The 11,279-nt window shown below is 62.6% G+C and carries 9 protein-coding genes; 8 read left to right on the plus strand and 1 reads right to left on the minus strand.

Going from position 1 to position 11,279, the window contains the following annotated elements; genetic code table 11:
• Positions 1-81 precede the first annotated feature (81 nt).
• From K328_RS24705 to K328_RS0117740, 5 genes are all read left to right on the plus strand, one after another.
• Positions 82-2,862, plus strand: coding sequence for an ATP-dependent DNA helicase (locus tag K328_RS24705; RefSeq protein ID WP_036554868.1), 2,781 nt, complete (start codon positions 82-84; stop codon positions 2,860-2,862).
• A gap of 129 nt (positions 2,863-2,991) precedes the next feature.
• Positions 2,992-4,131, plus strand: a complete 1,140-nt coding sequence (locus K328_RS0117725; protein ID WP_051285072.1) for an NAD(P)/FAD-dependent oxidoreductase — start codon at positions 2,992-2,994, stop codon at positions 4,129-4,131.
• Positions 4,132-4,251: 120 nt separating this feature from the next.
• On the plus strand, positions 4,252-5,187 hold the full coding sequence (locus tag K328_RS0117730) for a DMT family transporter (RefSeq protein ID WP_028467113.1): 936 nt from the start codon (positions 4,252-4,254) through the stop codon (positions 5,185-5,187).
• A gap of 117 nt (positions 5,188-5,304) precedes the next feature.
• On the plus strand, positions 5,305-7,056 hold the full coding sequence (locus tag K328_RS0117735; RefSeq protein ID WP_084608385.1) for a flavin-containing monooxygenase: 1,752 nt from the start codon (positions 5,305-5,307) through the stop codon (positions 7,054-7,056).
• 198 nt (positions 7,057-7,254) lie between these two features.
• Positions 7,255-7,896 carry an OmpW/AlkL family protein gene (locus K328_RS0117740; protein WP_245577585.1) on the plus strand — a complete coding sequence of 214 codons (642 nt, stop codon included), beginning with the start codon at positions 7,255-7,257 and terminating at the stop codon, positions 7,894-7,896.
• Between the two features lie 76 nt (positions 7,897-7,972).
• Here the strand turns inward: K328_RS0117740 and K328_RS0117745 are convergent, their stop codons facing one another.
• A complete protein-coding gene (locus K328_RS0117745; protein WP_028467116.1) occupies positions 7,973-9,577 on the minus strand; it encodes a lysine--tRNA ligase in 1,605 nt (534 codons plus the stop codon).
• A gap of 199 nt (positions 9,578-9,776) precedes the next feature.
• Here K328_RS0117745 and K328_RS0117750 point away from each other — a divergent pair, with 199 nt between their 5' ends.
• From K328_RS0117750 to rplT, 3 genes are all read left to right on the plus strand, one after another.
• Complete coding sequence (locus tag K328_RS0117750) at positions 9,777-10,298, plus strand: PAS domain-containing protein (RefSeq protein ID WP_028467117.1); 522 nt, start codon at positions 9,777-9,779, stop codon at positions 10,296-10,298.
• 339 nt (positions 10,299-10,637) lie between these two features.
• Complete coding sequence (rpmI, locus tag K328_RS0117755; protein ID WP_028467118.1) at positions 10,638-10,835, plus strand: 50S ribosomal protein L35; 198 nt, start codon at positions 10,638-10,640, stop codon at positions 10,833-10,835.
• Between the two features lie 15 nt (positions 10,836-10,850).
• Positions 10,851-11,216 carry a 50S ribosomal protein L20 gene (rplT, locus tag K328_RS0117760; RefSeq protein ID WP_028467119.1) on the plus strand — a complete coding sequence of 122 codons (366 nt, stop codon included), beginning with the start codon at positions 10,851-10,853 and terminating at the stop codon, positions 11,214-11,216.
• Positions 11,217-11,279 lie beyond the last annotated feature (63 nt).

Raw genomic sequence — 11,279 nt, forward strand, 5'->3', positions numbered from 1 at the left:
TTTTCCTCACTTCGGGCGGGCACAGAATGCAGGCTCCAAGCACTTCTGGCAAACCCGGCGCGGCCTTGATAAAGGGAGGGGATGACCTCCTCCGAGCGCGAGATCCGTATACCCTCATTGCCGAGCCTTGTCCTCGCCCCGCGTTTCGCGGTCTGGCTCGGGACGGACGGTGATCTGGAACAGATCAGCCACGAGGAAGCGGCCGGCCGGCTGCGCTCAGGCCCCTGCATCGTCGCCCATGCCCGCGCCATCGCCCGGCGGCTCCGGCTCGACGGAATCGCCGCAATCGACGTGCTTGAACTCTTCGCCTTTGTCCGCCCCGCCCAGTTCTGTCTGCCGACGCCGCGCGGCCTCGCCGAGGCGCTGATGCTGGCGCCGCCACAGGACCATGAGGACGAGGCGCTGGTTCTGTCATCGGCCGCCGCCTCCCTGCTGGCGGAACTTGCCGACAGGGACCGGGACCCGAGCGCCCGGCCGATTGCCGAGACCATGCGGAATTGCGGCTGGGGCTGGGGGGATGCGGTGCTGCATGCGCTGGGTGCCGGGGAATTACCGCCACCGGGACCGGTGCGGCCGAGCGGGCTGCAGGTCTGGCGCCGGTTGGAGGAATGGTCCGAGCATGCGCCGGAGCCGCCTGCCGGGAACAAACCCGTCCTCGATGCGGAAGCGCGGGAGCGGCTGGCGGCATTGCTTGGCGACGGAGCGGAAGCGCGGCCGAGCCAGGCGGATTACGCCTCCGCCGTCTCCGCCGCCTTCATGCCGCGCGAAGAAGAGCGGCGCCCGAATGTGGTGCTGGCGGAAGCGGGCACCGGCGTCGGAAAGACCCTCGGCTATATCGCGCCCGCCAGCGTCTGGGCGGAGAAGAACGAAGGCGCGGTTTGGGTCTCGACCTACACCCGCAATTTGCAGCACCAGATCGACGGCGAGCTGGACCGGCTCTATCCCGACCCGGTGCGCAAGGCGCTCAAGGCGGTGGTGCGCAAGGGGCGGGAGAATTATCTCTGCCTGCTCAATCTGGAAGAGGCGGTGAACACCCTGCCGACCATGCCGCAGTTCGGCACCGCTCTCGGCCTGATGGCGCGCTGGGCGGAGGTGACGCGGGACGGGGATGTGCAGGGCGGTGATTTCCCGGCCTGGCTGGCCGACCTGCTCGGGCGCGGGCGCACTGTCGGGCTGGCTGACAGGCGCGGCGAATGCATCTATTCCGCCTGCCCGCATTATTCCAAATGCTACATCGAGAAATCCGTGCGCCGGGCGCGCCGGGCCGAGATCGTCGTCGCCAATCATGCGCTGGTGATGATCCAGGCGGCGCTTGGCGGCATCGACGACGGGGCGCTACCGACCCGCTATGTGTTCGATGAGGGGCACCATGTGTTCGATGCGGCGGACAGCGCGTTTTCAGCGCATCTGACGGCAATCGAGACGGTGGAGCTGCGGCGCTGGCTGATCGGCGCGGAGGGCCGCCGGTCCGGCCGGGCGCGTGGGTTGAAGAAGCGCGTTGAGGATCTGATCGCCGATGACGAGACGGCGCTGGAAGCGCTGGAAGCCGTGATGCATGCCGCCCGCGTGTTGCCGGGCGAGGGCTGGCTGACCCGCATCGCCGAGGGCGAGACAAAGGGCGAGACGGAGCGTTTCCTGGCACTGGTACGCTCCCAAGTCTATGCCCGCACCGAACAGCCGGACAGCCCCTATTCGATGCAGACGGACACGCATCCGCCGGTGGAAGGGTTGCTGGACGCCGCCGAGGCGCTGGATGCCGCATTGGCCCGTATCCTGACCCCTCTGAAGGAGTTGAAGAAGCGGCTGGAACACCGGCTGGACGAGGATGCGGAGGATCTGGAAAGCGCCATGCGTCTGCGCATTGAGGCCGTCGCCCGCTCCCTGCAGCGACGCGGTGAGATGACCCTTGGTGCCTGGCGCGACATGCTGAAGGCTTTGGCGCATGAAACCCCGGCGGAATATGTCGACTGGCTGGAGATCGACCGGAGTGACGGGCGGGACATGGATCTCGGCCTGCACCGGCACTGGATCGATCCGGGCCGCCCCTTTGCGGAAGCCGTGGTGAAGCCGGCCCAGGGCGTGGTCATGACCTCGGCCACCCTGCGGGACGGCACCGGTAACGATTTCCGCGATTGGCAGGCGGCGGAGGAACGGACCGGAGCTGTCTGGCTGGATGCGCCGGCGGTGCATGCCGCCGTTGCCTCGCCGTTCGATTATCCGACCCGGACGCGCGTTTTCATCGTCAACGATGTGCGCAAGGACGACATGGCCCAGGTCGCCTCTGCCTACCGGGAGCTGTTTCTTGCCTCTGGCGGCGGCGCGCTCGGCCTGTTCACCGCGATCCAGCGTTTGCGCGAGGTGCACCGGCGGATTGGCGGAGCCATCGACGAGGCGGATCTGCCGCTCTATGCCCAGCATGTGGACGGGCTCGACCTCTCCACACTGATCGATATCTTCCGGGCAGAGGAGAACGCCTGCCTGCTCGGCACGGACGCGGTGCGGGACGGGGTCGATGTGCCCGGCAACGCGCTCCGCCTGATCGTCTTCGACCGGGTGCCCTGGCCGCGCCCGGATATCCTCTATCGCGCCCGCCGCTCGGCATTTGGCGGTGGCAGCTACACGGACATGCTGACACGGCTGAAGCTGAAGCAGGCCTTCGGCCGGCTGGTCCGCCGGGCGGACGACAGGGGCGTTTTCGTGCTGCTCGACCCGATGATGCCGACCCGGCTGCTCGGTGCCTTCCCGGAAGGTGTTGAGGTGCGGCGCTGCGGGCTCGCCGAGGCGGTGGCGGAGACCCGTTCCTTTTTCGGGACGGCACCTGTTCCAACACCGTCAGTTGACGCGGACGAGGTGCCGTTCTAACCCCATAATCAATCAATAAGGCCGTCATCCCGGACTTGATCCGGGACCTTTTGGCGAAAGATACCGTCCCTCGGTACGTCAATGACGGGCAGGGCCTCATGATCAAAAAGGTCCCGGATCAAGTCCGGGATGACGACCGAGAAAACGGAGGAACAAGGCGTGTCGGACTTAGTCGACGCAGTGGTGATCGGGGCGGGCGTTGTCGGCCTTGCGGCGGCCCGGGCGCTGGCCATGGCCGGGCGCGAGGTGATCGTGCTGGAGCAGCATGACCTGATCGGCTCCGAGACCAGCTCACGTCATTCCGAGGTCATCCATGCCGGCATCTATTACCCGCCGGGCAGCCTGAAGGCCGATGTCTGCGTGCGCGGCAAGGCGCTGCTGTACGACTATGTCGAGAGCCACGGCGTGCCCTACAAGCGCCTCGGCAAGCTGATCGTCGCCACCTCCGAGGACCAGATCCCGGCCCTGCAGCAGATCAAGGAGCGGGCGGAGAAGAACGGCGTCCACGATCTCGAATTCCTGTCCCATAACGAGGTCACCGCGCGCGAACCTGATCTGCGCTGCGTCACCGCGCTCTGGTCTCCGTCGACGGGGGTGATCGACAGCCATTCATACATGCTGGCCCTGCAGGGCGATCTGGAAGAGCATGGCGGCATGATCGCCTTCCTCTCGCGCGTTGAGGGCGGGAAGGTAACGGAGGACGGTGTCGAGCTGCGCGTTGGCGGTCTGCACGGCATGACACTGACGGCGAAGACGGTGGTGGTCGCCGCCGGCCTGCACAGCCAGAGCATCATGCGCACCATCGAGGGGTTTCCGGCGGACGCCATCCCGCCGCAGCATTTCTGCAAGGGGAACTACTATCAGCTCACCGGCTGCTCGGCGCCGTTCAGCAGCCTGATCTACCCGGCCCCGGAAGCGGCCGGGCTCGGCGTCCATCTGACGCTGGATCTCGGCGGCCAGGCCCGGTTCGGCCCGGATGTCGAGTGGATCGACGAGATCAATTATGACGTCGACCCGCGCCGCTCCGACAGCTTTTACGCTGCGGTCCGGAAATACTGGCCGGGCCTGCCCGACGACAGCCTGACCCCGGCCTATTCGGGCATCCGCCCGAAAATCCAGGCGGAAGGGGAACCTGCCGTCGATTACATGATCCAGGGGCCGGCGGATCATGGCGTTGCGGGTCTGGTCAATCTCTACGGCATTGAGTCTCCGGGCCTGACCTCCTCGCTGGCAATTGCCGAAGAGGTGATGGAGCGATTGGAGCCCTGACCGGTGGTGACGCCTGAACCGCGTCGGAATAGCGCGTCAGGGGCAATTTCAGTCGTCGCCTCATCGGCTGGCTATGCGAGTGCTTGCCTTCAGCGCAGGGAGTTGGGCTAGTTTAGGAGGATGACAGACCAAACAGCCATACTCGTTCTCCGCTCGCGCCTTTCGCTCGATATGGTTCCGCCTTTGGGCCCCCGGGCACGGGCCGCGTCCTTCGCGTTCGGGGCGGTGCTGCTCTGGGCAACCTGGCCGACCTTGGCCACTCTGGCGAGCCCGGCTCCACCGTTTCTCGTTTTCGGACTGGCCGCTGTGATCGGGTTTGCCGTTTCCTTCTCGCTTGCGGCACTGCGCGGGCGGGCAAAGCCATATCTGAAAACGCCGCCGCGCACGGTCGCGTTCGTCGCGCTGGCCCTGCTTGCGAACAATGCGCTCTATCTCTTTGCCATGCCGAGGATCGGCCCCGCCGAAGCGAATGTGATCTCTTATCTCTGGCCGGTCATGCTGGTACTGATCATCGCCCACTTGCGCAGGGAACGGCTGAGTCTGACGCGTTCGGCGGGAATTATCATTGGATTTGCCGGGGCGGCGCTGGCGATCGGGCCGACCTTTGAGCGCGGCCTCGATCCGGGAGGTATTCTCCTCGCCTTCCTGAGCGGCCTGACTTTCGCAATCTATGCGGCCATCCGGACGCAGGGGCGTGAAGCCCAGGACGTGATCGGTCCGTCCATGGGCCTGCTTGCCATCATGGCGCTCAGCGCGCATGCCCTGTTCGAGGCACCGACGGAGCTCAGTCAGACCCAGTGGCTGGCGATTGTGGGGATCGGTATCGCTCCTCTGACACTTTCCAATGCTCTTTGGGACCAGGCGAGCAGGACGGGGCGGAATGAAACCGCCCTGATCTCCGGCATCGCCTATATGACCCCGTTGGCATCGCTTTTTCTGCTCGCCCTGTTCGACGTGACGCCGATTTCCTCCGGGGTTGCCGTCGGGGCGGTGCTCGTGGTTATCGGTGCGCTCGCCGCGTCGAATCTTCTGTCGCGCCGGGGTTGCGGCAGCTAAGCGCCTGCTCCTGGCTCCGGTTGTTCTATTCTGAGGCGTGAAATCGCCTTCCAGTCGCGTTTACACCCTTCCGAACGGCTTCTAGTCTTGTGGAAAAGACCAAAGGGAGGATGCTTGATGAACCGGATGACGGAACCCGACGTCACGGGGGTACTGGAGGGCTGGATCGCCGGTCTGAACGCGGCCCTGGCGGCGCCGGACGCCGGTGCACTTGCCGATTGTTTCGACGCGGGCGGCTACTGGCGTGACGTGCTGATCCTGTCCGGGCAGCAGCGGACAGTCCCGGGTAATACGGCGATCGCCGAGCGGTTTCTGGCGGAAGCGGCAGGCGAGGGTCTGGGCAGCTTTTCCATCGCAGAGGATCATGTCGCTCCCCGCATCGTCGAGCGGGCGGGAGCGTCCGTGATCGAGGGTTTCCTGTCCTTCGAAACGGACAAGGGCATCGGCCTTGGTCTGGTGCGGATCAAGTACCCGTCCGATACGCCGCGCGCCTGGGTCTTCATGACAGCGCTCGAGGATATAAAAGGCTTCGAGGAAGCCCGGATCTTCGAGCAGAATGACGACCCTGCCTTCAACCCGAACTTCCATGGCCCGAACTGGCTCGACAGGCGCGAGAAGGAGCGGGCCTACGCGGACCGTGATCCCGAAGTGCTGATTGTTGGCGGCGGCCATGCCGGACTGACGACAGCGGCACGGCTGAACCGGCTTGATGTCGATACGCTTGTGGTCGACCGGATGAAGCGGGTCGGAGACAATTGGCGGCTGCGCTATCACGGGCTCCGGCTGCACAACTACATTCACAGCAATCATCTGCCTTACATGCCCTTCCCGGAAGGCTGGCCGACTTACATCCCGAAGGACCGCATCGCCAACTGGCTGGAAGCCTATGTCGACGCGATGGACATCAATTTCTGGACAGAGACCTCCTTCGAGGGCGCGGAATATGATGAACAAGCCGGCTGCTGGACCGCCCAGGTGACACTGGCGGACGGAACGGTGCGGGAAATGCGGCCGCGCCATATCGTCATGGCGACCAGCGTCAGCGGCACCCCGAATATTCCGGAGATCCCGACCATCGACCGCTTCAAGGGCCCGGTGCTGCATTCCAGCCAGTTCACCGCTGGCTCCGACTGGAAGGGCAAACGGGTCACCATCTTCGGCACCGGCACCAGCGCGCATGACATCGCGCAGGATCTCGAAGGCAACGATGCCGACGTCACCATCGTCCAGCGCAGCCCGACCCTGATCGTCAATATCGAGCCGAGCGCGCAGCTCTATGACGGCATCTACTGGGGCGAGGGGCCGAGCTGGGAGGACCGGGATCTTATCAACCTGGCAACCCCCTTCGATCTGGTCCGCGTCGCCCACAAGATCATCACCGACAAGGTGAAAGAGATCGACAAGCCGCTGCTCGACGGTCTGGAGAAGGTTGGCTTCCGGCTCGATTTCGGCGAGGGGGGCACCGGCTGGCCGCTGAAATACCGCACCCGTGGCGGCGGTTACTATTTCAATGTCGGCGCCTCGGACCTGATGGCGGCAGGCCGGATCGGCCTGATCCAGAATGCGGATATCGAGCATTTCGAGGCAGGCGGACTGCGCATGAAGGACGGCACACCGCGCGAGGCGGATCTGATCGTGCTGGCCACCGGCTACAAGGGCCAGGACCACATGACCCGTGTGCTGTTTGGTGATGCGGTGGCGGACCGGGTCGGCAAGGTCTGGGATATCGATCCGGAGATCGAGGAACTCAACAACATGTGGACTCCGACCCCGCAGCCCGGCCTCTGGTACACCGGTGGCAGCTTCGCGCAGGCGCGGATCTACTCGAAGTTCCTCGCCCGGGCGATCAAGAGGGAGCTGGTGGAGTGAGTGGCGGCTGAGCAGCCCGTCTCTCGCTCTCTTCACTCTGCCAGTTAACTGATCTGGATCAGTTAACGCATTCAAAAATAACGCCGTTTTCATTCCGGCCGTTGATCTGTGTCAAAGCCGCCTGCAAAGGCGGGGCGCACTTTGCCGCCAGCAATTTTGATACAAGAGGACGGACTGATGACATCCTTCGGGAAAGTGATGGCGACGGCAGCCACATTTGCCGTACTGGGTTCACTCATGACTGTCAGCGGTGCGGCGCTGGCCGGGTCTGACGAATTCAAACCAAAGCAGGCTGGTGATTTTGTTATCCGCGCCCGTGGCATCGCCATGGTTCCGGATGAATCGACCTCTTCCAATCAGCTTACGACCGGCGGCGGTGAGCTGAATGACGACTATGTTCCGGAAGTCGATTTCTCCTACTTCATCACCGACAACATCGCCCTGGAGCTGATCGCGGCAACGACAGAGCATGACTTGGATTGGAAGAATCCGGACGTCGATCTCGGCTCGGTGATGCTGCTGCCGCCGACATTGACACTGCAATATCACTTCATGCCCAAGGAGCGCTTCAGCCCGTATCTGGGGGCAGGTATCAACTACACCTTCTTCTATGATGAGAAGCCCGGCGCTGCGCAGTCGATCTCCTACGACAACGGCTTCGGCTATGCGCTTCAGGCTGGCTTCGACTACGCGATCTCTGGCCCGTGGTCGCTCAACGTCGACGTCAAAAAGATATTTCTCAACACCACGATCACAACGAATGTCGGCAGTGGCCCGATCAATGTCGACGCGGACCTCGACCCTTGGGTGTTCGGTATAGGTGTCGGTTACCGTTTCTGATTGAGGCGCCGCCGCTTAATATAAAAACGGCCCTGCAAATCAGGGCCGTTTTCATGTTCAGGGGAAGGCGTGCTGCTTAAGCCGCCAGATCCTTGCCCGCCAGTGCCTTCTCGATCAGCTCGACCGTTTCATCCCGTCCGTAGAGCGCAATGAAGCTGCCGAAGCGCGGGCCCTGGTCCTGGCCGAGCAGAACCTGGTAGAGCGCCTTGAACCAGTCGCGCAGGTTTTCGAAATCGTGCCGTTTGCCGACTTCGTAGACCTGGGTCTGGATGGTTTCGGCATCGGCGTCCGGCGCAAGGGCTTTCAGCTCACCGACCAGATCCTCGAACGCTGCGCGTTCCTGCTCCGTCGGCGCGCGGTACTGCTTCTGCGGCCGGGCGAAGTCCTGATAGTAGTTCACGGCGTAGCCAGCCATCCGGTCCAGCACCGGGTGGCTTTCCGCCGTAGCGCCCGGCGCGTAGCGGGCGATATAGCCCCAGAGGACGGAAGTGTCTTCGGCATGACAGACCGATGCGAGGTTCAGCAGCAGACCAAAGCTGAGCGGCACTTTCTCTTCATTGCCGCGACCGCGTCCCTGCGTGATATGCCAGGCCGGGTTCTCGACCTTCTTGGCTTCGTCGCTCTCGTCTTCCAGCTTGTCGAGGAACTGGAAATATTCGTCCGTGTTCTTCGGGATCACGTCGAAATAGAGCCGCTTGGCCCTTTTGGGCTGCTGGTACATGAATAGCGACAGGCTTTCCGGCGAGCCATAGCGCAGCCAGTCCTCGACCGAGAGGCCATTGCCTTTTGACTTGGAGATCTTGCCGCCTTCCTCGTCGAGAAACAGCTCATAGCTGAGGCTCTCCGGCGGCTTGGAGCCGAGAGTGCGGCAGATCTTGGAGCTCTGCTTCACGCTGTCGATCAGATCCTTGCCGGACATTTCGTAATCGACGCCGAGCGCATGCCAACGCATGGCCCAGTCGCACTTCCATTGCAGCTTGCAGTGCCCGCCCGTAACCGGCACCTCGACCTTGCCGCCGCCATTCGGATCTTCATAGATCACGGTGCCCGCATCGGTGTTGCGCTCGGCGATGGCAACCTGAAGGACATCTCCGGTGGTCGGGCAGACCGGCAGGAAGGGCGAGTAGGTTGCCTGCCGCTCCTTGCCGAGGGTCGGCAGCATGATTGCCATGATTTCGTCATAGCGCTGCAGGGTTTCCAGCAGCGCCTTGTCGAACATGCCGCTCTTGTAACACTCGGTCGAGGACATGAATTCGTACTCGAAGCCGAAGCTGTCGAGGAATTCCATGAGCCGGTTGTTGTTATGCGCGCCGAAGCTCTCATGCGTGCCGAAAGGGTCCGGCACCTGGGTCAGCGGCTTGTTCAGATATTCCGCCAGCATCTCCTGGTTCGGCAGATTGGTCGGCACCTTGCGGAAGCCGTCCATATCGTCCGAGAAGGCGATCAGCTTGGTCGGGACATCCGGCATGAGCTGTTCGAAAGCGCGGCGCACCATGGTAGTGCGGAAAACCTCGCCGAAAGTGCCGATATGCGGCAGGCCGGAGGGGCCGTAGCCGGTCTCCAGGATGACATGACCTTTCTCCGGTTTCTTGCCCCCGATCCGCGCAACGATCTTTCGCGCTTCCTCGAACGGCCAGGCGCGGGCGTTCTCGGCGATCTCGGTGGGGATAAGGGAGGTCATGTTTTTTTCCTTGAGCTTGCAATAGTGCGCGGGAAGCTAGGGCGCGGCGCGCCTGAGGTCAACGATTCGCGCGATGCGGGGCCGTGCCTTTCGGGCGCCCACAAGTCGCGGATGCAGTCTTTCCCTGTTTTTAGCATTTAAATGGAATTTTATGGTTTAATCGATTTGGGGTCGGCGCTGTATAGGGCTGGAGTTACGCTTGATCGATCCGAGCGAATTTTCGATTTGGTATCCTGAAACGGATGAAAACACGCCGGTGCATGAGCGCTCGGTTTCGTTTCTTGAATATTGCCTCAAGGTGAAGCCACGTGACGGCATGGCGTCCAGGAGCGATTTTTCTCTTGAGACCCTGAAGCCTTGGCTCGGCAATATCATGATTCTCGAATTTGACCCGGCCCGGGAAGATTTCCGCTATCGCCTCTATGGAAGCGAGATCGCGAGCCGCACAGGGTTCGAGTTGACGGGCAAATGGGTCGCCGATCTGGGCCCCGACGTCGGCGATATTCTCCGGGAGCAGTATTTGCGTGCCATGAGGGAGGAATGTTTGATCCTCTGCCGCAACCCTTATGTCCATTCGCGGGCGCCCTGCGACTGGGAGCGTGTGGTGTGCCCGGTTGCGGACGGGGAGAAGCGGCAGGTTGTCGTTTCCAATCATATGGTGGAGCTGACAGGCCAGTTGCGGGAGTTGCGGCTGGCTGCCAATGGAACAAAGCGCCGCTAGCCCCATGTTTGTCGCCTCCGGACAAACCGGTCGATACACCTCTTTCGTTTATATATAAGGCTGTGATCGAGTGCCTGGACACTGCGGCGAACTTTTCTTGAATTAGGATAATCTCGATGACGCTGGGCCTTTGACTGGGCCCTTTGCGATCGACATGTATCTGCCGGAGCATGCCCGCTGATGGACAGGCAGGTATGCGGGTCTCACAGACCGCTTGATTCTCCCGTTCCCGCTCTGTATAAACCCGCCTCCCCATGAGCAATCGTGGGGCAGCGCCGTGTCGTGGCTTGTAGGGCATGCCTGGCCGGTAGTGAGTAACCGCCAAAAACGGAGATCGAAATGCCCAAGATGAAGACCAAGAGCGGCGCCAAGAAGCGGTTCCGGCTCACGGGCAGCGGCAAGGTGCGTGGTAACGTCGCCTACAAGCGCCACCAGCTGTCGAACAAGTCCCAGAAGATGAAGCGCAAGGCCCGGGGGACGATGATCCTGTCCGATGCCGATGCGAAAATCGTCAAACAATTCCTTCCGTACGCTTAAGAAAGGGCACCAGAGATGGCACGTGTAAAACGGGGCGTCACGGCTCACGCCCGTCATAAGAAAGTTACGGACAAGACCAAAGGCTATTACGGCCGCCGGAAGAATGTCTTCCGCGTTGCCGTACAGGCGATGGAGAAGGCGGCTCAGTATGCCTATCGCGATCGCCGGGTCCGCAAGCGCGACTTCCGCGCGCTCTGGATTCAGCGCATCAATGCCGGTGCGCGCAGCTACGGTCTGACCTATTCGAAGTTCATGAATGGTCTGAAGAAGGCCGGCATCGAGCTTGACCGTAAGGTGCTCTCGGATCTCGCGATCCATGAGCCGGTGGCGTTTAAGAGCCTGGTCGATCAAGCCCAGGCCGCGCTCGGAACTGCCGACTAATACGAGGCATGCCGGATCATCCGGCAGCCTATCGGTAATAGAGTTGAAAAGGGGTCTGGCCTT

The sequence above is a fragment of the Nisaea denitrificans DSM 18348 genome, from assembly GCF_000426505.1.
Lineage (GTDB): Bacteria > Pseudomonadota > Alphaproteobacteria > Thalassobaculales > Thalassobaculaceae > Nisaea > Nisaea denitrificans.

What these genes read in the sequence shown, in the direction of transcription:
- K328_RS0117730 (WP_028467113.1), top strand. Translation starts at nt 4,252, where the DNA reads ATGACAGACCAAACAGCCATACTCGTTCTCCGCTCGCGCCTTTCGCTC.
- K328_RS0117725 (WP_051285072.1), top strand. Translation starts at nt 2,992, where the DNA reads ATGACGACCGAGAAAACGGAGGAACAAGGCGTGTCGGACTTAGTCGAC.
- K328_RS0117735 (WP_084608385.1), top strand. Translation starts at nt 5,305, where the DNA reads ATGAACCGGATGACGGAACCCGACGTCACGGGGGTACTGGAGGGCTGG.
- K328_RS0117740 (WP_245577585.1), top strand. Translation starts at nt 7,255, where the DNA reads ATGGCGACGGCAGCCACATTTGCCGTACTGGGTTCACTCATGACTGTC.
- rpmI (WP_028467118.1), top strand. Translation starts at nt 10,638, where the DNA reads ATGCCCAAGATGAAGACCAAGAGCGGCGCCAAGAAGCGGTTCCGGCTC.
- rplT (WP_028467119.1), top strand. Translation starts at nt 10,851, where the DNA reads ATGGCACGTGTAAAACGGGGCGTCACGGCTCACGCCCGTCATAAGAAA.
- K328_RS0117745 (WP_028467116.1), bottom strand. Translation starts at nt 9,577, where the DNA reads ATGACCTCCCTTATCCCCACCGAGATCGCCGAGAACGCCCGCGCCTGG.
- K328_RS24705 (WP_036554868.1), top strand. Translation starts at nt 82, where the DNA reads ATGACCTCCTCCGAGCGCGAGATCCGTATACCCTCATTGCCGAGCCTT.